The following is a 25,567-nucleotide window of genomic DNA, read 5'->3' on the forward strand; positions in this document are numbered from 1 at the left end:
ACTCATAAGAATCAGTAGTAACTGTGATATAGGGTAGAGGGCACGCCAATGAAAAAGGTCATAACCTACGGTTCATTTGATTTATTTCATGAAGGACATTATAGGATTCTCGAACGTGCTAAGGCACTTGGAGATTATCTTATTGTGGGTGTGACCACAGAACATTTTGACAGGCAAAGAGGGAAACTTAATCTGGTTGACTCAATAATGACCAGAATAGAAAATGTGCGGCATACAGGCTTTGCAGATGAAATCATAGTTGAAGATCATGTGGGGCAAAAGGTAGAGGACGTACAGAAGTATGGAATTGATACCTTTGTGCTTGGGTCTGACTGGGAAGGGAAATTTGATTACCTGAAAAAATACTGCAATGTGGTCTATCTTGAGAGAACCCCCAATATATCATCTACTTTTTTAAGACATGACAGAATGAGGTTGATCAAGCTGGGAATAGTAGGTACAGGTAGAATTGCCATAAGATTCATAGATGAAACCAAATATGTATCAGGTGTGGAGGCAGTAGCGGCATACAATCCGGATGAGATAAGTCTTAGCAATTTTGCAGTTAACTATCCGGTTCTTACTTTTTCAGATTATTTTGATGAATTTTTAAATGAAATAGATGCAGTTTATATAGCGTCTCCTAACGAGACCCATGCAGATTATGTCAGGAAGGCTATATTAGCAGACAAACATGTACTATGCGAGAAGCCAATGACCTTCACCTATGATGAAGCAGTAGAGATGTATGGACTTGCACATGATCACGGTGTAGTCCTGATGGAAGGAATAAGGGCAGCGTATCTTCCTGGATTTCAGCAGCTCCTTACAGTAGCTACAAACGGGAGCATAGGAGATATTTGTGATATAGATGCATGTTTCACAAGAATTGGTGGGAAAAACACTCGAGAAATGTCAGATGTAAAATATGGCGGAGCGTTTATGGAATATGGAAGTTATACAATGCTTCCAATATTTAAACTATTTGGCACAGAATACGAGGACATAAGGATAGATTCCATTCTTGGTGAAGGCGGAATTGACAGATTCACGCGAGTACAGTTTTTATATAAAGATCGAATGGCTACATCAAAAACAGGAGCCGGAGTAAAGTCTGAAGGACAACTTGTAATATCAGGGACAGAAGGATACATAATTGCTCAATCTCCCTGGTGGCTCATTCAGAGCTTTGACGTGAGATACGAGGATCCCGATAAGGTAGATCACTACGATTCACCATTTATCGGTGGCAGCGGTTTTAGATATGAGATCGCGGAATTCCTTGGCAAAATCAATAAGACAAGTGGCACGGATTATAAACTAACATCCCAGGAATCAATAGCTATGGCTAAAGTCGTAGAAAAATTCATGGGAATTCGAAGGCAACAGCAAGGCTGGTAGGTATTTTTAAAGAAATAAAGCAGGCAGCAGGGCTTGAAGATAGGTATTTTTAGATGTAATGCAGGCAGTCAGCTGTTAGATATTTTTATGAAGCATTGTAGGTATCAGGGCGGTTATACTGACGGTGCCAAAGATGCGGACATATTGAGGGGAAGGTAGTTACATCAAGAGATTGGTGTGATGTGGCGAAGCTCGGTCAAAATGCGCAATCAAAATACAACTTGACAATAGCAAAGTTAAAAGATAATATGATTACTGTTCAAATGCCATAAAGGTATCCGGGCAAATCGCTCAAATAGTTCCATGAATACTACTAATTATCAGGGATTGTTGTATGAAGTTTTGTTCTGCTGATTGCTTATTATAGTAATTAGTAAATCTGATTAATTCTTCGTCCTTTATGGATATTTGAAATGGTAGTCATAAAGGAGGATAATTATGTATGACAGAAGACACTATTGTAACTATTAACAGGGAACACAAGGACAGACTCTTTAACTTTATCTTTGGAACAGAGGCTAATCGAAAATGGACATTGCAACTGTATAACGCTGTTAACGGTTCAGACTATGAGGATGAGACACAGATAGCATTCAATACACTTCAGAATTACTTATATGTAAGTATGAAAAATGACACATCGTTTGTCATAGCAGGAAGTATGAATTTGTATGAACATCAATCTACATATAATCCCAATATGCCATTAAGGATGTTAAGATATTTAAGTAGTCTGTATTCAAAATATATTGCTGATAATTCGCTGGATATTTTTGGAGAAACAATAATACAGTTACCGGTACCAAAACTTGTGGTATTCTATAATGGAGATAGAGAAGTAGATGATGAGACAACACTTCGATTAAGTGATAGTTTTTTACCTGAGCAGAAAGGTAGATCTGACATTGAAGTTAAGGTGAGGATGCTTAATATAAATAGCGGGCACAACGATAAGATATTTCAGGTCTGCAAACCACTTAGTGAATATTCGTGGCTCATTGACAGAATAAAAAAAACTAAGAACCTGGAAGGCATAGAAAACGCTGTGACTAAAGCTATAGACCAGATGCCAAATGATTTTGAAATTAAAAGATTTCTCACCAGTTTTAAACAGGAGGTTATTGATATGATGCTTGCAGAAGAACAGGAAATCAATGCACTTGAACTAATAGCTAAGGCGAATGAGAAAAAAGGTAAAATAATTGCCAGGTATGAGGATGGCATGTCGATAGCAGAGATTGCTAATAGAATGAACATTTCTACAAAATTTGTAGAGAATATGTTAACTGAAGCAGGTTTACTTAAATGATTTTAGGTTCAAAGGTAATGGTATAAGAAATAATAGAATAAGACAAATTAAGCGCAGCGTAGGCTGCGCTTTTATAATACAAAAAATGATGACTTTTTGTGGGCAAAAGCGGAAATCGCCCACAAAAATCCTGCCTTCGGCAGGACACGCCCCTCGCTTCGCGAGGACCTGGTCCAATACGATTCCCGTTTTTCTGAGGAAAACAGGAATCTATACATTATTAAGAATTTATAGGTATATCTTCGAATGAACAAAACAAGAGGAGAACTATCAAGTTAACTAAACTGAATTGAACATTCTACTAACTATGTTTATAATATTACTTTAGATGTAATAACATTAAAAGGAAGGCAGATTATACCTAATGGGAATGTACCTGGATCCAGGAAGTGAGAGCTTTGTAAAAGCTATCAAATCTGATATATACATAGATAAAACCGGATTACTTGATATATTGAATTCGAATATTGGAAAAGAGAAGTGCTTTTTCGCAGTTAGCCGTCCGAGCAGATTTGGCAAATCCATGGCGGCAGGAATGATGGATGCTTATTACAGCCTTGGTTGCAATTCCAGGGAATTGTTTCAGAGCCTGGAAATCAGTAAGAAAGAAAACTTCGGAATATTTTTAAACAAATATCATGTTCTTCATATAGACATGTCTACTTTCCTGAATGACGCAAAAGAGGGTGAAAATCCTGTCGACAACATGAACGATACTGTGCTGAATGAATTTAAGGAGGAACATTCAGATATAATAGATGAGACGATTACTACTGTTCCTAAAGCTATTGAAAAAGTTTGGAAGAAAGATGGAATAGGATTCATCATTATCATTGATGAATGGGACTGCATTATTCGCGATGCAAAAGATGATAATAAACTGATAGAGTATTATCTTAAATATCTTCGTGGATTTTTTAAAACCGAGGAGGCTAAAAAGTGTGTTGCATTAGGCTATATTACAGGTATATTGCCTATAAAAAAATATGATGGTGAATCTGCGATGAACAATTTTAGCGAATATACAATGATTTCGCCCAAAAATCTGGCGCCATACTTTGGATTTACAAGAAAGGAAATAGAGCCATACCTGGAAAAGTATGATATGGAATTAGAAAAAATAGAGAAATGGTACGACGGGTATGAAATGGAAACGCTTAATGCGGACAGAACCAGATCCTATGTTCATATGTACAATCCAAATTCTATAGTAGATGCTATTACTTTTAACAAAGTCGAGTCCTATTGGAAAAATACTGCGGGATTTAGACAACTAAATGATTACATTGGGTTAAATAAAGACGGACTTAAAGAAGCAGTCATTCATATGCTTTCGGGGGAAAAGATTCAGGTTGATGTCAGTACATTCCAAAATGATCTGACCAGTTTTTCATCAAAGGATGATGTTTTGACGGCCTTGATTCATATGGGGTATTTAGGATTTGATTCCAGGACAAATGAAACTTATATTCCTAATGAAGAAGTCAGGGAGGTATTTAGCAGTGCAATAAAGGTAGGAAAATGGGAGGAAATCGCGGAGGCACTCAGAAACTCAGAAGAACTACTGGAAGCATGAACATAAGTCATAATAGAGTGTCGATAATAGATAGTTAAGCGCAGCGATAGCTGCGCTTTTATAATACATAAAAACAGGAGAAATAGTGTACAAACTAGGCTATACGCAAGGCGTATATGATATGTTCCACATAGGACATTTACACATTATAAATAACGCAGCAAAGAGGTGCGAGAAGCTTATAGTTGGTGTTAATTCCGACAGTCTTGTTCAGCAGTACAAGAACAAGATAACAGTTATTTCGCAGGAAGACAGAGCTGAGATCATCAGAAATCTCAGAAGTGTTAATGAATGTGTAATTGTCGACACACTGGATAAAGTTCAGCTATATGAGAAATATCATTTCGACGCTGTATTTATCGGTGATGACTGGAAGGGCGATGAAAGGTGGATACAGACTGAGAAAGACTTAAAGCCATACGGGGTAGATGTTATATACCTTCCGCATACGCCGAATATATCCAGTACGCTTCTTAGGGTAGAAATTCCCAGACGAGTTGACGATATATAATAATCTAAAATATATGAAAAGTAGTGATGATAAATATATACAGATGAGAAAAAGAAAAGCAGGCACATTAAGCTTGCTTTTTCGAATAATGTGGCTTTTGCCTGTCAAGAAGAACAGGGTGGTTTTTTCTTCCTACGAAGGAGATGGTGGCTTTTGCTGCAATCCAAGATATATAGCTGAAGAATTGCATAGAAGAAGGCCTGATCTAGAGATAGTATGGCTTCTTCATGATACTACAAAAGAATTTCCTGAGTATGTCAAGAAAGTAGAAGATAGTACTTTAAATACCGTGTATTACCTGGCAACAGCCAGAATCTGGATCGACAATTACAGAAAACCTTATGGAACACTTAAACGTAAGGACCAGCTATATATTCAAACCTGGCATGCAACAATTGGATTTAAGGCGGTCGGTCTATACAGAGGAGATGCATTTCCTACAATAGCGCGGATGGTCAGTGAATGGGATTCTAATTTGGCTGATTACTTTCTGACTAATTCACAGTATTGTGATGATGTATATCCTAAAAAGCTTCTTTACAGCGGACCAACGTTAAGGGTGGGATCACCTAGAATTGATCCAATGATTAACAATAAAGATGAATTATATAAAGCTATAAGAGAAAAGCTCGGTCTTGATATCAGCTGTAAATTATTACTATTTGCTCCAACCTTTCGGGGAGGTAATCAGCAAGGGAAAAAGCAGGTAATAGCTGAGACTCCACAAATAGACTTTGACAGATTGATAAAAACTTTAACGGACAAATACAACTGTGAATGGAAGGTGCTGCTAAGACTTCATCCACAATTGTCTGCAAAATTGGACAAAATGCCTCTCCTATCAGAGGATGAGAGATTGATAGATGTAAGTCAAATGCCTGATATTAGCGAAATAATGGGCGGATGTGACATGGTGATAACAGACTATAGCAGCTGCGCATTCGATGCAGCTTTTGCTGGAATTCCGGTATTACTTTTCGCGGATGATGTACAGGAATATGTTAAAAATCGTGGTCAGTTTATGTGGAAAAGAGAGGAACTGCCATTTGATATAGCGGAAGATAATGACTTATTAAATAAGAATGCAGAATTATTTAATGAAAACAGATATAGAGAAAATGTAGAGTCCTTTATGCATAAATATTGTGTTGTTGAGGAAGGGCATGCAAGTGAGAGAGTGGTGGACGTGATACTGGATAATTATGCTGAGGAATGATATCTGAGGAAGAGTAACTAGAAGGTGATGATTTAAGAATTATGCAGACAAATGTATTACATTGGCTAGACAATACTGCAAAAAGATATCCAAATGAAATGGCTATCATAGACGAAAATTACAGCATGACATGGAGTCAATATAGAAAAAAGAGTCTCGGGATAGCAAAAGCGATAATTGAAATGAATTATGGGCCAAAGAGACCGATTGTTGTTTATTTAGATAAAAGCGCAGCTGTTTTAGTTTCTTTTATGGGGACTGCATATAGCGGGAACTTTTATTCGCCAATTGACACGACAATGCCAAAGGCAAGAGTAGAAAAAATACTTGAAATACTAGAACCTGGGTTAATAATTACTTCGAGAAATCTTTTTTCTGCCATTAAAAAATTGGACTACAAGGGAGAAATAATAGTCTATGAAGATATTAGATGTGTAGATGATTTTGGAGATGTGCTTGAAATACAAGAACATATTTTGGATACAGACCTTTTATACGTTTTATTTACATCAGGATCCACTGGAGTGCCTAAAGGAGTATGTATATCTCATGGAAGTGTAATTGATTATATTGACTGGGTGGTAGATACGTTTTCAATTTCATTTGATGATTCTTTCGGAAATCAAGCGCCTTTTTATTTTGACAATTCTATTTTGGATATATACTCATCTATGAAATCAGGTGCGGCGCTGTATCTTATTCCTAGGAAACTATTCTCACAACCTGTCCCATTGTTAAACTATTTGAAGGAAAAAGAAATAAGTACTATTTTTTGGGTTCCTTCTGCTTTGATAGTAATATCAAAACTGAAAGCGCTTCGCAATGTGGATTTAACAGGAACGTTAAAAAGAATACTATTTTGTGGTGAGGTTATGCCAAATAAGCAGCTGAATATTTGGCGAAAGTTTTTACCGAATGTTTTGTATGCTAATTTGTATGGACCTACTGAAATCACGGATGCATGTACCTATTATATAGTAGACAGAGACTTTAGGGATGATGAACCGCTTCCTATTGGAAAACCAATGCGAAATACGGAAATAATGGTGTTGGATGAAGAAAACAAACTAATTTCAGATGAAGGAAAACCAGGAGAATTATGTGTTAGAGGTAGTTGTCTTTCTAAAGGTTATTACAATAATAAAGAGAAAACAGATTCTGCTTTTGTCCAAAATCCGATAAATGATTCTTATCCTGAAAAAATATATCGTACTGGTGATATAGTTCAGTATAACGAAAAGCACGAGTTGGTCTATATGTCTAGAAAAGATTATCAAATTAAGCATATGGGTCACCGTATTGAACTGGGAGAGATTGAAACAGCAGTTTCTTCTTTGGAGGGAGTATCACAATGCTGCTGCCTTTATGATGAACAGCGTTGTAGAATCACGCTATTTATTGACAAAGAGATACCTAAAGAAGAGATTAATCAAATGCTTATGAATTTGATTCCTGCATATATGTTTCCTGGTAAAGTGATAGTGATGAGAGATATGCCAATGAATGCGAATGGAAAAATAGATAGGGTTCGTTTAAAGGAATTGTTGTGAATTATACATCATTTAAGAAAGTTATTGTGATTGGCTCTTGGAACGTGGCAGAGGGAGTCTTGCGAATAGTTGAAAGAAAGAAAAAGGATTATCTGTATGACATCTTATACATTGATAATGGCGATGCTTTATATAGTCCAGCCGGAAGATTTGCTGATAAAGTTGGCATTGCTCATATAAGGGAGACTGAACACGATAATCTTACGAAATTCTTTTCTTCTATTACTGAGAAATCATTGATAATAAGTGTTGGGAATTACTATTTGTTTCCGAAGGAAATTGTAGAAAAAGAACATATTGTCATTATAAATTTTCATAATGCTATTTTGCCTAATTATCCAGGGAGAAATGCTGCTACGTGGGCTATTTATATGGGAGAAAAAACCACAGGTATTACGTGGCATTACGTATCCAGTGGAATAGACGATGGCGCTATTATAAATCAAGAGTTCTGCCAAATTGATGGAGATGAAAAGGCGTATCAGCTAGTGAGTGATCAGATGAAGATCTCCATATGTGGATTTGAGAAGTGTATTGATTTAGTTTTACTTGAAAAAGCAAAAGTTACTAATCAGGACATAGAATCTAGTAGAAAAATTTATTATTCCGATGAGATACCACAAAATGGATTGTTTTCGATTCATGATAATCCAGATAAAATTTATAGATTGTTAAGGTCCATTGATTATGGCAAAGCTTCAGTATTTCCTCCAGCAAAATTTATAATAGATGGAAAACTGAGAGAAGTGATTCGTTATCGCATTTGCCAAGAAGATGCAAAAGCCAATAATGTCATATCGCTGAAATTTGGGAATGGTAAGTACTTATTGATACGATATAAAAATTCTGAGGAGGAATCATATTGACTGGACAGTTGAAAGGATTACGAAATCCAAGATTGTGGGATTATATTGCAGTGAAATCTACTGATAGTATCTCTAGGGGTGGGTGGTACTCAAGTTTTGGAGGTAAACCTTTTTCTTCAGAGGAAATGGAACAATACGTCAGTAATACGAAGGATAAGCTCGTACCTTATCTATCACAAGAGAAAAAGGCCTTAGAGATTGGTGGTGCCTCCGGGTTAACGATGTTCGAAATAGCTCCTTTTGTAAAAGAGTATATTGGAACTGATATGGCTAAAGAAAACTTGCGAATTAATCAGGAGTACATTGAAAGTAATGGCATTTCAAATATTAAACTTATAAATTGTTCTGCTGATAAGTTAAAAGAAGCGGTACACCAAGAGATGGATATTATCATCATTAATAGTGTATGTCAGTATTTTCCAAGTATGGAGTATTTTGAAGATGTGATAGAAAATTGTATTTCCATGATTGGCACGGGGGTATAGTTTATCTGGGCGATCTTTTAGATAGTCAAAAGCTTAGCGAGTTTATAGATGAACTTAAGCTTTTTAAGGCAAATAATCCAAATATTGATATGGTTAAAACTGATCGTTCAGATGAGTTATGGATTAGTAGAGACTACTTTGAGACAATAACAAAAAGATTTGATCAAATACAGGATGTTTCTGTGAGTGATAAAGCTGGCGACATTGTTAATGAGCTTACTAAATATAGATATGATGTGATATTAAAGCTTTAAGGAGAGCCAAAATGGAAGAAAGGATATTAAAAGTTATTGATGGTATCAACGAGGAGATTAGGGATTATAAAGGGGATAATCTTTTTGAAGCAGGATTGCTTGATTCTTTTCAAGTAATTGATCTTGTTAATGCTTTGGAAGAGGAGTTTGACATCGAGATAGATGCCAAATATGTCATTGAAGAAAACTTCAAAACAATAGAGGCTATTGTTTCTCTGATGCAACCACTTGATAAGTGGAGGACATAGCTAATGGTAATAACCACTAATGACACTAGAAAATTTATCGAAGATTTTGAGTGCCCTCTTTATATATATGGAGCAGGAAGAATTGGATATAGAGTTGCGTGGTTTTTAATAAAATGTGGGATTGAAGTAAATGGTTTTTTGGATCGAAATATAGAGGTTGATTCAGAAAAAAAACGAAGTATTATGGTTGAGGAGATTTTGTTACCTATTGAATCACCAACGTTTCTGCAAACTCTGAATCAACATGTTCGTGTAATTTCTGCAATAGCTGATCCAGAGAAAGTAATTAATTCTATTTTTGAACTATATTCTAATTCGGTCAACAGCTCAAATATTATCCTGCTCACTCCCTATAATAATGATTTTATACATGGTGATAAGAGAATAGATTTCAATACGATGCTATCATATTTTAGAGCAAAGCTTGTACGAAAAGAATTACCTTCTATTCTTTCAAACAGTTGTAATGCTGGAATGATTTATAACATGTTAGGTGAAAGGGTGATATTTAAATCACCAACTATAAATACGCATATTGGACCAAAGGATTTTATTAAAATTTGTAAAGAACCACGAAAATATCTATCGAAAGACATTAGTTTTTCTCATTATGGATTATATAACGGGCAAAAGACAATAATTGGAAGGATCGATGATGTATTTGTATATTTTCTTCATGGGGATGACGAGAATCAGGAATATCAAAGAGCTTTGAAAAGATGGAACAGACTAAGGAAAGCTGTTGATTATGACAATTTAGCATTTGTTATGGAAGAGACTTATGAGAGAGAGCCCATTACATACAAAGAAGCAAAAGACTATTGTGAAATTAAAAATAAGCATCTTCTTTTACTACGAACCCGAATGTTTGGGGAGTTAAATAATACTATTTGTATCAACCATAACAACTTTAGAGAAAGGGGGATTGTAGTAGAAGAGTGGTTTGATTTATTGGGGTGGATCAATGAATAATATGATAAAATGTGTTGGCTTTTTACATGAACTAGAGCCAAGAGAATGTGTATATGGCTACGATGCGTGAATAGGCACATAATGTCAAGCTACTTTTGGGTCAATTCCAAGATTCTTGGTATCTAATATGAGCGAGATTTAGTTGACTTTGAGTTGAGAAAATATCTAAGGAAGAGTAACATGGCAGAATATAAACAGTGGAGAAATGAAGATAGAACTTTTTTGAAGGATGTTATACCGTTGGATACTCCATACAATCTAAAGGTCGAGGTGTCTTCGCTGTGTAATGCCCGCTGTGTTTATTGTGCACATTCCAAGCCAAATCACGGTGTATATGAAGGAAACATGTCCTTGGAACTAATGGACAGAATCCTCTCAGACTCCAAAGAATTCCCACGTAAATATAAGGTGATGGAAATGTTCTCCTTTGGAGAATCCATGTGTAATCCAAACCTAGAACAGATGATTTCAATGGCAAAAGAAGCTGAAGTTGCTGATAAAATCAACTTCACTACGAATGGTCTTCTCATAAATAAAGAGAGAGCAGATAAACTGATTGCCTCAGGTGTTGACATAATCCGTATTTCACTTCAGGGTCTTGATGCACCGGCTTATAAAAAGACTTGTGGGATCAAAGTAGACTTTGACCGTTTTGTAGATAATCTCAAGTATCTTTTTGATAATCGTGGCAATATATCGGTACGAATGAAAATAGCTGATATAGCTATTGATGACGTTCCAGATGGCGAAAAGAAGTTTAATGAAATTTTTGGACCAATCGCTGACAGCATTTTTATTGAGAAGATAATTCCTATGTATGCGGATATTGATTACAACACAATTGATGGCGAAATCTATGAAAAGGCCATCAATGGTCGAGAAAATGTCAAGCAAAAAGAAATACATACAGTATGCAATCGACCATTCTATAGATTCAGAGTTGCAGCTGACGGCAAAGTAACAGCAGCGTGTTGTGACATTCCCAACGATTTCTATTTTGGAAATATTTATGAAGATTCACTTGTGAACATTTGGAATAGTGAAAAGAGAAAACAACTTCTAAGGATGCAACTGGAAGGCAAGCGGTTTATGCATCCTATTTGTAAGCAATGCACTATTCCGAATGATATTACTACAGAGGCGGATATACTGGATCCTTGGGCGAAAGAGTTGTTAAAAAAATTGTAAGGGATTTAAGTGGAACAAGCATATAAACACGAAATAGAACAATTTAAAACAGCATTTTCCTGGTTAAAAGATAAACGCATAGTATTATATGGAATAGGGAGATATACAGCGACGATTTTATCTGAACTCAGTAACCAATTTGATTTTGTTGGTCTATTGGATAAAGATCCAGAGAATATTGGAAAAGAGATTAATGGCATAAAAGTTGTAGATTTGAAATATGCAGAGAAAAATGCGGACTTAATTATTATTAATACTCAGGAAATGTATTGGAATACAATTCTTAGGCGCATTTCAGGATCCCAAATTCCAATATACTTTAGGAGTGGTCAGCAAGCGATTAGCATAGACTCTTCAATTCGTGATGCTGACCCTTACTGGGAATTAGATGGTGATGGTATATACCAAAAGGCATTAAACTATGATGTGGTTTCATTTGATATTTTTGATACTATCATAATGAGGAAGACACTTTTGCCTAAAGATGTTTTTTTAATACTTGAGAAACGGGCGTATGAAGAAAAAGGTATTTATGGAGAAATTGCCAAGACGAGAACTGAGATAAATGCTATATGTATAAATGAGCTATTGAACTTTGACGAAATTTATGATTTGGTGCAAGAAAGGCTGAATTTATCTAACGACGATAAGGAATATCTAAAAAAACTTGAGATGTCTATTGAAAAAGATATTTCAATACCTCGCCTTGCTATTGTTGAACTGGTAAATAGAATTGCAAAAGATAAAGATGTATTCCTGATTAGTGATATGTATTTGCCTATAGAATTTATTAAAGAATTATTGACGAATGCAGGAGTAGACTCTAATTTAAATATCTGGATTTCATGTGAAAAGAAGGCTACCAAGAAGCAAGGGGATTTGTGGGAACTATACAAAAAGACTCTTGGGAAGAAAAAGGCTTTGCATATTGGCGACAATGAACAAAGTGATGTTGCTATTCCCTCACAACTGGGTATTGATAGTATCCATATATTAAGTGCATTTCAACTTTGGGAAAAATCTACCATGTCAAGAGTACTATCAAAAATTTTGACAAAGGATGATTTTTGCGCTGGATTAATAGCTGCTAGGCTGTTTGAAAATCCATTTGCACTCAAGCAAAATAGCGGACATGTTGTGATTGGTGATAGCAAAACGCTTGGTTATGTATACTTTGGCTCTTTAATCTACGTTTTCTTGAAGTGGATCATGGATCAAACTAAAGAAAAAGGAGGCAGACCATTCTTTTTGGCAAGAGATGGTTATTGGCTAAAGAGAGACTATGACTACATGCAGAATCTGTATTCAAAGGGACTTGAGAAGGCAAACAATTCTTTATCATCAGATTATTTGGCAATTTCGAGACGAATTGTATTAGTTTCTGCGATAGATGAACCGGATGGCTGGGAAAGATTAATTTCTTTTTCATTTATAGGTGATTTTAAATATTTTTGCAGAACAAGGTTGAGTTATGAACTTCCTGTCGATGATGAACATGCACATGAAAATATAACAATGCCGATTGATTATAAAAAAGTTAATGGGTGGTTAGAATCTTATAAAAAAGATATAATAGCTGATCTTGAAAAACAGAAGAAAAGGTATATGAAATACTTAGAGAATAAAAAGTTATCTGAGCAGGATTTTGTTATTGATCTGTGGTTCAACGGTAATAATCAGCTATATCTTTCAAGGACTATAAAGAAGCATTTGACAGGTCTTTATTTAGTTGCAAATTTAAGTCCTGAAAATAGTTGTGCTATTAATAATACTTTAATCCCATGTTTTCAAGAAGAAGATGATCCATTGGCACTAAAATCTTCTATACGTAAACAGGCTGCTTTTGTTGAATCTATCCTAACAGCGCCATATGGAATGATTTCATCTGTTAATGATGATGGGGCGTATATATGTGAACCTAAAATGGAGAATCAAAAAAGGTGGGTAATCAGAGTAAACATCAACGAAGGTATAAAGTCCTTTTTTAGGGATTATATCGATTTATGGGATGGAGAAATCACAACACAATTTGTGAATGATTTTTGGGATGAAATATGTGATAGAGGTATAGAACTTTCTGATAATCTGAAAAAGGATTTTTTCTGCGACAATGTATTGGTGAAAAGACAGGAAACAAGTGTCTTTGAATAACAATTAGGTATGATGAGATAAAATGATAGATTTTTCATTGGAACGCAAGAAAATAAGGTTAGTTCTCTTTGGCGCTGGACTATATTTCAAAAATCGAGCAAAGTATTTATTCGAGAAAAATGAAATTGTTGCATTAGTTGATAATGATAGGGAAAAAATAGGCACAGAATTCGCTGGTCATATTATAGCTGAACCGAGTTCAATTACAAAAACAGAATATGATTATGTTGTTGTAATGAGCATTCATTATCAAAAAATAAAAGAACAATTAGTGACATACGGAGTTAGTGATTCCAAAATTATTCAATATAACAACTTTGCGGCAAAATATATGCGAAAAAGAATTCATCATAATAGTACGAAAGACTGCGCCAGCTATCAGGGTTACAAAGTCTTATTGGCGTATACACAGATGAGTACTGGAGGAGCTGCTGAAGCAGTAAGAAATACTATTGATGTGTTATTAGAACTTAGAAACAATGTAGATTTAGCTGTTGATATTATTTCTAAACAGGAAGTAGAAATCTTTAATAAAAAGGGTGTAGATGTTATAGAAACAACAGACATTTATTCTGACTTGGAAACAATGGATGATGAATGGTTAGATAAATATGATTTGGTCATAGTAAATTCTGTAGACTTGATATTGTTTGCAACTGAAATATGCAGTATAAAGAAGACTATTTTATGGATACATGATCCACCATCTAGAATTAACACGGTAAAAGAGAGCTATAATTTTAAACCAGATTGGGAAGATAATTTAATTGTTTATGCTGTTAGTGATTTGGCAAAAAAAAGTTTTATAAATTTTTTTCCTACGGTAAAAAATGTGGGTATTTTACATTACGGCATACATGGCTATTCAATAAGTACTGGAAAAAAAGAGCGAAGGGAAAAACTTCATTTTGCAGTAATAGGTGCTTTTAGCTATATAAAAGGGCAGGATATTATGCTCGATGCAATAGATTTACTTCCTGAAGATGTACAAAAAAAAATAGAGGTTTGGTTTGTTGGCACTTGCGATTCTCAAAATCCACTGTTAAGTAGAATTAAGGCGAGTAATTGTGCAAGTTATAAAGGATACTTTGAAAAAGATGAGATGGGTGCACTTTATGAGAGTATAGATGTTGTGGTTTCTTCATCAAGAGAAGACATGCTTCCGACAGTACTTGCTGAAGGAATGTCACACAAAAAAGTATGCATGACCTCTGATGCTACTGGTATAGCAACTTATATTGATGATGGTATTAGCGGTTTAGTTTTTAAAAGTGAAGATTCATGCGGGCTTGCAAAAAAAATCGAATGGTGTATTGATCACAAGGATGAATTAAAAGTAATAGGAGAACGCGGAAGGATGATTTTTGAAAAATACTTATCTATTAAGGAACTTAAATTTAATATTAACAATATACTAAAACTTATGACGCTGTCATAGATGCAACATTAATAAAAAATATCCTATATACAGAGAATTTGAAAGTGAATTTATGGAGAATGCGTTGAAAAAATATATTATATTTGGTGCTGGAGCGCTTGGAAACAGAGCAGTTGCTAAATTCGGAAGGGATAACATAAGCTTTTTTATCGATAATAACCCTGAGCTATGTGGGAAATACAAGGCAGGTATTGAAATAAAAGATATTCATACTATTATTGATAGTCAAAATGATTCAACTATTGTTATAGCAAGTAGACATTGGCGGGCGATGGAAAAGCAGCTTAACGATTTAGGAATAGAAGACTATGTGATTTATAGTCAGAATGCGTACTTTGATACTCCTGATATTATATACAATCCGTATTTAGATAGAAGGAATGATACCGATGGTGGCGCTAAAGTATTGGAGATAAATTCTATCACTCAGGAATTATATAAAAATGGAGAAATTAGTTTTTTTAATCATATTGAAATTGAAACTGTAAATAGGTGTAATGGTATTTGCTCTTTTTGTCCAGTGAATGCAAGGATAGATTCTAGGAATTATTCCATAATGGATCCCAAATTATTTGAGAAGATTATTAATGAATTAGAAGAATATTCATATTCAGGGCGCATCGCTTTATTTTCAAATAATGAGCCTCTCTTAGATGAAAGAATAATAGACTTTCACAAATATGCAAGAGAACACTTACCTAAGGCAAGAATGCACTTATGTACTAATGGGACTCTTTTAACTGTGGAAAAGTATAAATCGCTAATGAAGTATTTAGATGAATTAATCATTGATAACTACAATCAACAATTGGAAATTATTCCTAGTGTAAAAAAAATTCTTGAGTATTGTAAAGGTAATTCTGATTTGGAATATCGTACGACAATAGTGTTAAGAAAAACAGAAGAAATAATGACTAGTAGAGGTGGAGATGCGCCGAATGTAAAAAATATAGAAAAGTATCCAAATGCAAGTTGTATACTTCCTTTCACGCAGATGGTAGTAAGACCAGATGGAAAAGTTTCGTTGTGCTGTAACGATGCGCTTGGAAAGATGACAATGGGTGATTTAAATACTGACTCATTGGAGAACATTTGGAATGGAGAGAAATTTGAGCAGATAAGAAAAAAAATACTGGATGGAAGAAAGAACATTGAACGCTGCAAATATTGTGACACATTATACTTAATATAGGAAAGGATTTTTTAATTGAAATCAATTAGTATTGATGATCTTAAAGCTAAGCATGTATATATTTATGGTGCCGGAACTTATGGCTCTATTACAAAAAAGATATTAAGCGAAAACAGCATAGATGTAGAAGGATTTATTGATTCAAATGCAACAATGATTAAAAGTTTTCAAGGCAAGTCAGTTATTCTTCCAGAACAAATACCTGAGATAATGGATAGAGTTATTTTAGTTGCGAGTTTAAATCATATACAAGAAATGATGGATAAATTAAATAGCTTAAATGTAAAAGACTATTATTCGATTGATGAAGTTTTGGATGCAGGTAGTTATTCTGATTATTTCAACGAGTATGAAAAAGAAATTATTGAAAAAAAAGAACGATATAAAGCGAAGCTCAGTGGTTTAAATAGTTATAAAATAATAATATCTAACATAGATCTTGTAGTAACTGAGTATTGTAACCTAAGTTGTCATGGATGTGGGAGTCTTATGCCACTATATAAAAAACCAGAGCATATATCTTTAGATGAGATAATGGTTCCATTTGATAGGTATTTGGATTCGATTGATGAATTATTGGAATTGAGAATACTGGGTGGAGAAACATTCCTTTACCCAGACCTAGCAGCGCTTCTTAAACATGTAATAAATAGCGAAAAGATAAAAAAAATAATTATTTTTACCAATGCAACGATTATTCCAGAAGATGATGTAATGGAACTGATTGCAAATGAAAAGGTGTCAATACATGTTGCTAATTATGGAAGAGTGAGTAAAGAGCTGGACAAATTAATTGCGGTATGCGATGAGAACAATATTAGGTATTATGTACATGATTATCTAGAATGGAAAGATATGGGAAATCTCGACTTTAGAGATTACGATTCTAAAAAGCTTAGAGAGTTATTCATGAGCTGTGACAATAAAAATTGCTCTTCATTCTATAGAGGAAAAGTGTATGTATGTCCAAGAGCGGCACATGGAGAGAGACTAGGATATTTCAAAAACCGAGAGGATGAGGTAATTGATTTCAACATTGAAAAGCCTATAGAAATGATTAGAAAAAAAATTAGAGATATGTCGAGAAAAAATTGTTATAGTGCCTGCAATTATTGTTCTGGCAATAATATATATAATAAAACTATTACTGCAGCTCAACAGATAAACAAGGAATTGACATGGAAATAATAGTTTATGGAGCTGGATCAGTTGGACAGCATTTAACTGAACGTTTAAATAATTATTATGCTCATTCCACGAGGATTTCAGCAATTTTAGACAAGAATAAAACTGTTACATTGAATGGAGACACGGTTACCGATATTAAAGAATGTGACAAAAGGTTGCCAATTGTAATAGCTATTGGATCTAGAAAAAAAGCTATGGAAGCTTTCCTTTTTTTGGAATTCAACGGATTTAAGGACGTTTATTTATATATACGGAAGGATAATCCACCGTATGGAGAACTAGCGGATTTCCTTGGCAATGAATGCATAAAAATTGACAACTACGATTGTGATCTCATACCACATGTTGAGTTACATGCTATTGATAGCTGTAATCTTAATTGTCGTGGATGTGCGCATTTTTCACCTTTATATAATTCAGATGAGTTTGATTTTGGAGAAAGGATTAGAGATATAGAAATGCTTTCTCAGTTGAGTACGAATATTCTTTCTTTTTTTATTTTAGGAGGTGAACCATTCCTTAATCCCCAGTTGAAAGAGTATATAATTGCTGCAAGAAAGAGTTTTCAGAAGTCCGATATAGAAATAGTAACTAATGGTACTTTGCTTTTAGCATGCGATGAAGATATATTGAATGCAGCTAGAGATAATCGTGTAGTGTTAGCGATTTCTATTTATGAAGCAACTAATAAGATTCTTGATAAAATCCTTCTTAGGCTCCAGAAGTCAAATGTTGAATATATTTTAAAATCATACGATATAAAGAATATCTTTAATAAACCGCTTGTACTAGATAATAATACATCCCTAAAAAAATACTGTATGTCAGATGGGTGCGTTAACATTGCAGATGGTAGAATCGCAAGATGTCCAACACTAATGTATGTAAGTGCACTAAATAGGAGATTTGGAACTAAATTTCCAAATAAAGGAATATACTTGATCAGCGATTTCAAGGATGCTGAATCATTAAATCGAGCTATGAGTGAGCAGGTTGAATTATGTGATTATTGTGTAGAATCTAAAATACTATGGTCACGATGTGATAATGAAATACAATTAAGCGACTTTGTTAGCTTTTAATGGCAATGTACAACTAGTTTATTGAAGAGAATAGGGACTAATCTTGCTAATAATATATGGAGCGGGAAAACAAGGGTTACGAATATTATATATACTTGAAGACTATGGTGTTAAAGTGGATGGCTTTCTGGATCGCGACAAAAGAAAAGTAGGGGAAACTATAGATTCAGTAACCTGTTTTTCTTTAGAATGCGAAAAAGTAAAGAACGAGAAGGAATTGAAAATCATTATTTCTCCCAAAAAAAATAGTGGTATATATCGATTTTTGAAAACAATTTTTCCTAAAAGTAAAATCTTATATTGGGAAGACATAAAAGGTGATTATCCTTTGAAGATTTCGAAGGAAGTAGATTTAAATAAAATAAGAACCACATATTTTGATATTAGGAAAAAAATGTATGAGGATACTAGAAATAAACAATAGTGATCTTGTCGGGCGAGCATTTAATGGCTATGATCTACACTGTAAGTTGAACAAAACAGGACATGAAGCGTATATGTTAGTTGTAGACAAATACAGTAATGATGCTACAGTCGAAAGTATGGATATTTCATTATTTGAAAGAGAAAGAATACGATTTATTGAAGAGAAGCAGTGTTTAAATAATATTTATTATCCGTATGCAGCTTCACTAGTAAAGAATGAACATTACATCAATTCAGATATATTACACTACCATTTTACCTATCATCAGATGTTTTCATTATACGATTATCAAGAAATAATGGATGCCAGAGCTGTATGGACGATTCACGACTTATGGATGATTACTGGTAATTGTATAAATCCACCTAAAAGGTGCAAAAAATGGCAAACTCAATGCTTCAATTGTGATAATTATGATAATGAGTATTTTCCGATGAAGGAAGATAACACTAAAACTATGTGGACTATAAAAAAAGAATGTTTGGGAAAAATTAATCCACATATCATTGTGGCTTCAGAATATATGAAGCGTTGCTTAAATAGTAGTCCAATTACAAAGCATTTTTCAAAAATACATATCATTCCTTTTGGTATAGATCTAGAACTATATCAAAAAAAGGAGAAAAAGAACTCAAAAGAAATAACCATAGGCTTTCGTGCAGAGGATGAGTATATAAAAGGATGTGACCTTCTTTATGATGCACTACGCAAGGTTTGTACAACTAGTACTATAAAGCTAAGCTGCGTTGGCAATGGAAAAGTTCCTAATGATATAAAGAATAAATTTGAATTAACCGAACATGGATGGATGTTTAATAAAGAAGATATGGTATCGTTTTATAAGCGTTGTGACATATTTATAATACCGTCAAGGCAAGAGACGTTCTGTCTAATGGCGATAGAAGCGATGGCGGCTGGATGTTTGGTTGTATGTTTCAAAGATACAATAGTTGAAGAAGTGAGTGGAGCACCACAGAATGCGATTGCTGTGGACTATGAAAATACGGACGCTCTAGCAGTACAAATTGAATATTTAGTTGATAATAAGAATTATAGAGAAGAAATTATAGGTAATAGCCGAAGTTTTATCAAGAGATACAACATTGAAAACTATGTAGAGGCACATATAGAACTATTTGAAAATGTGATAACTAATTAAGTAAGATATTATGTAGTAGAGCATTTTAATAGTTGCATGGAAATGGAACATAAAAATCTCGTAGAAGAAATGTTATCAAATTGGAATAAGTACTATGATTCTGTCGTTGCACCTAATGGAAGCATATGGCTTAGGAAGGTTAGATAAAAGAGGGATTAACTCATTTTTAAAATGTACTAATTAGATGCTAACACTATATAGAAAGAATGTGGAAGGATATGACTTATAAGCCTGAGGTTTCCATAATTATTCCCATTTTTAATGTGGAAAAATATCTTGATAAATGTATCTCAAGTATTGTAATGCAGACATGGGAAAATATAGAAATAATACTGGTAGACGATGGTTCTTCAGATGAATGTGCTTCTATTTGTGATAAATATGAATGTGAAGATGCACGAATTAAGGTTATTCATAAGTCTAATGGTGGGCTTGTATCAGCGAGAAAAGCGGGTATGGTTATTGCCAAAGGAGACTATATAGTAAATGTTGACGGAGACGATTGGATCGAACCGAATATGGTAGAAAAGCTGTTGAAAAGAATTACGGAAGATCATTCAGATGTCGTACAATGTGGAATTCAATTTGAAGGAGATAGAAGCAAATTAATAAGATATGAGGATTTTGTTTATGATGTTAATGACTCTAATAGAAATGCTATTCTGACTAAATGGATGCAGGATAGGAGTGGTTTTGATAGTCCTGTGTTTACAAAAATATTTGAAAAGAGTTTTTTTATAAAAATATATAGTCTTGTTCCAGATACCATAAGGAGGGCTGAAGACTTTGTCTCTTATATTGAAACAATAAGGTTTGCAAGACGCCTTTCTTCTATAAATGATATCCTCATACATTATAGAATAAGGGAGGATTCTTTGTCGCATGCAAGGAATGTAGGAGAGCAAATCGTAAGTGTGGATGAATCCATTAATCATATCTATAGAGTTGTGAAAAATAGTAATGAATTTAGAGAGTTTCCTGATAATGAACTAGAGAAGTGGGTAGTTAGGAATAAGCTTTCATCAATGTATGTACAGCAAAAAAAAGATGCAGCTACAATACATAGATACAAGCTGAAAAAAATAGATAACTTGATAGATAAGAAGATAGTGTTATATGGCGCAGGTGCAGTAGGAAAAGATTTTTATTCGCAGATTGTCAAATATTCAGATATTAAACTTGTTGCATGGATTGATAAGCATTATGAGAAATATCGCTATGAATTTGCCAAAGTCTGCGCACCGGAATATATAAAAAGTAAAGATTTTGATTTGATTTTAATAGCAGTGATGGATCAAGCTGTTGCAAAACAAATAAAGAGCAGTTTAAAAGAGGATTACTCAGTTTCAGACGAAAAAATCATATGGCAGAAACCCACTAGTTTATGGGATGATTTTTCTTCAGTATAGAAATACAAAGAGTGTAATTTGTGTAATAAAAAGATAAATAACTGAAAATATACTATAAATCAGTTTATTAGGCTACTAGCATGTGTTATGGAGGCTTTGGGTGAAGAGAGCATTCCCGGTACATAAAATTGAACAAAATTCTAAAGTAATAATGTATGGTGCAGGTAAAAATGGAGAATACTTATTTTTGCAAAATCATAATCTTCAGTGGTGCCAGATTATTGATGTTTTAGATCAATCTCCTAAACCAGATTTTCCAGTCCATGTTAGTGATATTGATTACTCCTTTAATGATGTTGAATATGATTATGTATTAGTATCTGTAACAAATAATAAAATAAAAAAAGAAATAATAGATTATTTAAAAGAAAAAGGAGTAGAAGAAAAAAAAATTGTAGCTGACTTAAATTGTTATTATCCTGAAGAATTTGGGGATAAGGTTTTTTTTAGAAACAAATATATAGAAAATCCTGAGAGGCCGTTAAAGATAGGTTTTCATCCAGGAGGAGTAATGGGGGATAATATTATTTCTTTGCGATTATATAAAGAAATATCAAGAATTTCAGGAAAATGTATAATAGATGTATTTACAGTATTTAGAGAATTTCCAGAACATATTTTTAATGGACAAAAGAATCTTGGTCAGATAATATATCAAAATCCAAGGAAATGTGACTTATCAGGTTACGACTTGGTTATACAGTCATACTATGAGCCGGCTATTATTTCGTGTAATATAGTTAGTCTTAGAATGAAATCAAAGTTATTAGCGGAAGCTGTAATGAAATTATTCATTTACCAGATTACAGATTTTTTTTATTGCTATCCTGCTGAGTATATGAATAGAATTCAACTGGAACGTTCCAGGCTTAAAGGACTTTCATGTTACACGCTACTAGGAGTAAGCGGAGCGTTTGATATCAATGATAATTCAATAGACTTTCCTCTTGATATAAACTATGAGCATAATTACAGAATGCTAGGGCTTGGCACAAACTATGTAACATTTAACTATGGAGCAAGTGATACAACTGGAACGGGTAAGATACAGACTAAAGTATGGCCTTCAGATTATTATAAAACGCTCATACGAATGATAAAGCGTAAGTACCCCAATATTAGAATAATTCAGATTGGCTCAAAAGATGTTACAGCAATAGAAGGCGCAGATGATTATTTATTTGGATTAGATCTTGAAATAATAAAGTTTGTACTAAAAAACTCAGTATGTCATTTTGACTGTGAGGGTGGTTTGGTACATATGGCTTCGCAGTTAGGAACAAAGTGTTTTGTTTTATTTGGTCCAACCCCGGAAGCTTTTTTTGGATATAAGGAAAATACAAATATTACTTCAGATATCTGTCGGGAGTGTTTCGGTGTCATTCCAGATTGGTATACAAGGTGCTACAAGTATCCTGCACCGGTTTGTATGAAATCCATACATCCAGAACGAGTTTTTGATGCATTTTCTAGATGGTATGGGAAAGAAAAAAATAGTCAAGGCTAAAAATGAGGGATATCTTCAGATACATATGAAAAATATATTAGTTATTGGCGATGTTATGCTTGATATATATTGTGAAGGAAAAGTAAGCCGTATTTCGCCGGAAGCTCCAGTACCAGTATTCTTGAAAAGGGGAGAACATTCAGTTCCAGGAGGTGCTGCAAATGTAGCGGTGAATATTTCAGCAGCAGGACAGAATGCTTCTATTGTTTCGGTATGTGGTAGAGACGTGGCTGGCGAAAAACTTGATAAACAATTGAGAATGCATAATATAGATACATCTCTTATGTGTCAGTATTTAGATAGTACTATAACAAAGACAAGATTTATTGCTGATAATCATCAGCAACTTCTTAGAATGGATATAGAAAAAAAAGAGGAGTTATCTATTGATAAAGCAGATGAATTCATTTGCAAACTAAAAAAAGAGATATCACGTTTTGATGTAATTATTCTGTCTGACTATTTGAAAGGTTTACTTACGTTCTATTTTACACAACAGATTATTACTTTAGCGAAAGAAAACAATATTCCAGTTTTGGTAGATGCTAAAGATCCTGACGTTAAGAAGTATGAAGGAGCATATTTAATAAAGCCAAATAAAAAAGAACTACATGAATTAACTGGAGAAACAGTGGATTCTATTGGACAAGTTGTGAATGCATCAAGGAAGCTTCTTAATAAATGCAAGTGCAAATATGTACTGACAACATGTGGTGCAGATGGTATGGTTATGGCCTCTTCAAAAAAGGAATGGATAATATCTTCTGTAGCTAAAGAAATATATGATGTTTCAGGTGCAGGGGATACTTCAATAGCATACTTGGCTGTTGGGATAGCTAATGGAATGGAAATATCTGATGCTGTAAGACTAGCAAATGAAGCTGCTGGCATTCAGGTTGGAAAGATGGGAACAGCACCAGTTTTTATTAGCGAAATAAGGTGTGATAAAAAGAGGCAAACGATATTCCAAGTAAATCAAATCCAAGAATTAAAAGAATGTATAAAGAATGGTAAAGTCGTATTTACAAATGGATGCTTTGATATTCTTCATGTTGGTCATATTAGATACTTGGAGAAAGCATCAGAACTAGGGGATTATTTAATTGTCGGACTTAATAGTGATTCATCTATTAAACGTTTGAAAGGAAAGGACAGGCCAATAAATCCACAACAAGATCGTGCTGAAATGCTAAGTGCTTTAGGATTTGTTGATTATATTATTTTTTTTGATGATGATACACCATACAATCTTATTGATGAATTGTGTCCTGATATTTTGGTCAAGGGTGGTGATTATAGAATAGAAGACATAGTAGGAGCTGATCTAGTTGAGGAAAGAGGTGGAGAGGTAGTTATAATACCATTTGTAGAGGGCTATTCTACTACTAATTTAATTGAAAAAATATCGGAGGGGAATTAGTGAGTTATTTAGTTACGGGAGGTGCAGGCTTCATAGGGAGTAATGTAGTTGAAGCATTAAATCACAGAGGTATAGAAGATGTTATTATAGTAGATAATATTTCATCTACCGAAAAATGGAAAAACATATGTGGGAAGAAATATACGACCTATATACATAAGAAGGATCTTTGGCGTAGGATTGATGAACTAAATAATATAGATGCGATAATTCATATGGGTGCATGTTCTTCAACTACAGAAAGAGATTTTGATTATTTATGGAATAATAATTTTGAATATACTAAGTCATTATGGAATCTTTGCGCTGAGCGAAAGATTCCATTTATTTATGCCAGTTCAGCTGCAACTTATGGTGATGGAAGAAATGGTTTTGATGATGAAACGGATATTGATTTTTTTAGACCATTAAATGGTTATGGATACTCAAAACAATTATTTGATTTGTGGGTTAAGTATCAAGCAAAAACTTTTCCAAGTCAGCATGTTGGATTAAAGTTTTTTAATGTATATGGACCTGGAGAGTATTTTAAAGGCTCTATGGCAAGTATGGCTTTTCATGGATATATTCAGGCTAAGCAAGATGGAGAGATTCGTCTATTTAAATCATACAATGATGAATATGCAGATGGAGGACAGTTAAGGGATTTTGTTTATGTTAAGGATGTATGTGATGTGATTTTGTGGTTTTTGGATCATCCAGATAAAAGTGGACTTTTTAATGTTGGAACTGGAAAAGCAGATAGTTTTGAAAATCTCGCAAAGGCTGTATTTAAGGCAATAAATAAAACACCTAATATACGTTATATAGAAATGCCGGATTATTTGAAAGGAAAATATCAATATTATACGCAGGCAAATATAAATAAACTCCGTAAACTAGGATGCAATATTGATTTCAAATCTGTTAATTATGGGGTGGATGATTATATTAAGAATTATTTAGCAAAGGAAAGAATGCTAGTTGTCTGAATAGGGGAAAAATAGGAAAGTGCTGTTTGCAAAAAATAAATATTGAC

Annotated in this window: 22 protein-coding genes; all 22 read left to right on the forward strand. The window is 34.0% G+C overall.

Annotated elements, in window-relative coordinates; all coding sequences use genetic code 11:
* Nucleotides 1-48 precede the first annotated feature (48 nt).
* Nucleotides 49-1,401 (forward strand): Gfo/Idh/MocA family oxidoreductase, encoded by a 1,353-nt coding sequence (locus G622_RS0105635; RefSeq protein ID WP_026509882.1) that lies wholly within the window; start codon nucleotides 49-51, stop codon nucleotides 1,399-1,401.
* 442 nt (nucleotides 1,402-1,843) lie between these two features.
* Nucleotides 1,844-2,710 (forward strand): hypothetical protein, encoded by an 867-nt coding sequence (locus G622_RS21795; protein WP_049945706.1) that lies wholly within the window; start codon nucleotides 1,844-1,846, stop codon nucleotides 2,708-2,710.
* A gap of 364 nt (nucleotides 2,711-3,074) precedes the next feature.
* Entirely contained in the window at nucleotides 3,075-4,286 is a 1,212-nt protein-coding gene (locus tag G622_RS21800) for an AAA family ATPase (RefSeq protein ID WP_044957183.1), read from the forward strand.
* A gap of 85 nt (nucleotides 4,287-4,371) precedes the next feature.
* Nucleotides 4,372-4,797: an adenylyltransferase/cytidyltransferase family protein gene (locus G622_RS0105650; protein WP_330363570.1), complete on the forward strand. Its 426-nt coding sequence runs from the start codon at nucleotides 4,372-4,374 to the stop codon at nucleotides 4,795-4,797.
* 73 nt (nucleotides 4,798-4,870) lie between these two features.
* The gene (locus G622_RS0105655; RefSeq protein WP_242832961.1) at nucleotides 4,871-6,013 is read left to right on the forward strand and encodes a CDP-glycerol glycerophosphotransferase family protein; all 1,143 of its coding nucleotides are present in this window, start codon (nucleotides 4,871-4,873) and stop codon (nucleotides 6,011-6,013) included.
* A gap of 41 nt (nucleotides 6,014-6,054) precedes the next feature.
* Complete coding sequence (locus G622_RS0105660; protein ID WP_026509885.1) at nucleotides 6,055-7,563, forward strand: amino acid adenylation domain-containing protein; 1,509 nt, start codon at nucleotides 6,055-6,057, stop codon at nucleotides 7,561-7,563.
* Nucleotides 7,560-8,429, forward strand: coding sequence for a formyltransferase family protein (locus G622_RS0105665; protein WP_026509886.1), 870 nt, complete (start codon nucleotides 7,560-7,562; stop codon nucleotides 8,427-8,429). The genes G622_RS0105660 and G622_RS0105665 overlap by 4 nt, the downstream gene beginning before the upstream one ends.
* Entirely contained in the window at nucleotides 8,426-8,914 is a 489-nt protein-coding gene (locus G622_RS0105670; RefSeq protein ID WP_026509887.1) for a methyltransferase domain-containing protein, read from the forward strand. Before G622_RS0105665 ends, G622_RS0105670 begins: the two co-directional genes overlap by 4 nt.
* Nucleotides 8,915-9,179: 265 nt before the next feature.
* A complete protein-coding gene (locus tag G622_RS0105680) occupies nucleotides 9,180-9,416 on the forward strand; it encodes a phosphopantetheine-binding protein (RefSeq protein ID WP_026509889.1) in 237 nt (78 codons plus the stop codon).
* Nucleotides 9,417-9,419: 3 nt separating this feature from the next.
* A complete protein-coding gene (locus G622_RS0105685; protein ID WP_026509890.1) occupies nucleotides 9,420-10,388 on the forward strand; it encodes a DUF1919 domain-containing protein in 969 nt (322 codons plus the stop codon).
* A gap of 180 nt (nucleotides 10,389-10,568) precedes the next feature.
* A complete protein-coding gene (locus G622_RS0105690; RefSeq protein ID WP_026509891.1) occupies nucleotides 10,569-11,576 on the forward strand; it encodes a radical SAM/SPASM domain-containing protein in 1,008 nt (335 codons plus the stop codon).
* A 9-nt stretch (nucleotides 11,577-11,585) separates the two neighbouring features.
* Entirely contained in the window at nucleotides 11,586-13,727 is a 2,142-nt protein-coding gene (locus G622_RS0105695; RefSeq protein ID WP_026509892.1) for a hypothetical protein, read from the forward strand.
* Between the two features lie 22 nt (nucleotides 13,728-13,749).
* A complete protein-coding gene (locus G622_RS0105700; protein WP_026509893.1) occupies nucleotides 13,750-15,165 on the forward strand; it encodes a glycosyltransferase family 4 protein in 1,416 nt (471 codons plus the stop codon).
* A 64-nt stretch (nucleotides 15,166-15,229) separates the two neighbouring features.
* On the forward strand, nucleotides 15,230-16,357 hold the full coding sequence (locus G622_RS0105705) for a radical SAM/SPASM domain-containing protein (protein WP_242832962.1): 1,128 nt from the start codon (nucleotides 15,230-15,232) through the stop codon (nucleotides 16,355-16,357).
* 15 nt (nucleotides 16,358-16,372) lie between these two features.
* Complete coding sequence (locus tag G622_RS0105710) at nucleotides 16,373-17,545, forward strand: radical SAM protein (RefSeq protein ID WP_026509895.1); 1,173 nt, start codon at nucleotides 16,373-16,375, stop codon at nucleotides 17,543-17,545.
* A complete protein-coding gene (locus G622_RS24360; RefSeq protein WP_026509896.1) occupies nucleotides 17,536-18,627 on the forward strand; it encodes a radical SAM protein in 1,092 nt (363 codons plus the stop codon). The genes G622_RS0105710 and G622_RS24360 overlap by 10 nt, the downstream gene beginning before the upstream one ends.
* A gap of 43 nt (nucleotides 18,628-18,670) precedes the next feature.
* Nucleotides 18,671-19,051 (forward strand): hypothetical protein, encoded by a 381-nt coding sequence (locus G622_RS0105720; protein WP_026509897.1) that lies wholly within the window; start codon nucleotides 18,671-18,673, stop codon nucleotides 19,049-19,051.
* Complete coding sequence (locus G622_RS0105725) at nucleotides 19,026-20,213, forward strand: glycosyltransferase (protein WP_026509898.1); 1,188 nt, start codon at nucleotides 19,026-19,028, stop codon at nucleotides 20,211-20,213. The genes G622_RS0105720 and G622_RS0105725 overlap by 26 nt, the downstream gene beginning before the upstream one ends.
* A 218-nt stretch (nucleotides 20,214-20,431) precedes the next feature.
* Nucleotides 20,432-21,622, forward strand: coding sequence for a glycosyltransferase family 2 protein (locus G622_RS24365; protein ID WP_049945707.1), 1,191 nt, complete (start codon nucleotides 20,432-20,434; stop codon nucleotides 21,620-21,622).
* 100 nt (nucleotides 21,623-21,722) lie between these two features.
* A complete protein-coding gene (locus G622_RS0105735; RefSeq protein ID WP_026509899.1) occupies nucleotides 21,723-23,129 on the forward strand; it encodes a glycosyltransferase family 9 protein in 1,407 nt (468 codons plus the stop codon).
* Complete coding sequence (gene rfaE2 / locus G622_RS0105740) at nucleotides 23,101-24,549, forward strand: D-glycero-beta-D-manno-heptose 1-phosphate adenylyltransferase (protein WP_049945711.1); 1,449 nt, start codon at nucleotides 23,101-23,103, stop codon at nucleotides 24,547-24,549. Before G622_RS0105735 ends, rfaE2 begins: the two co-directional genes overlap by 29 nt.
* Entirely contained in the window at nucleotides 24,549-25,520 is a 972-nt protein-coding gene (gene rfaD / locus G622_RS0105745) for an ADP-glyceromanno-heptose 6-epimerase (RefSeq protein ID WP_026509901.1), read from the forward strand. The genes rfaE2 and rfaD overlap by 1 nt, the downstream gene beginning before the upstream one ends.
* The last annotated feature ends 47 nt before the right edge of the window (nucleotides 25,521-25,567 follow it).

This window comes from Butyrivibrio sp. LC3010 (genome assembly GCF_000424385.1).
In the GTDB taxonomy this organism is placed as follows: domain Bacteria; phylum Bacillota; class Clostridia; order Lachnospirales; family Lachnospiraceae; genus Butyrivibrio.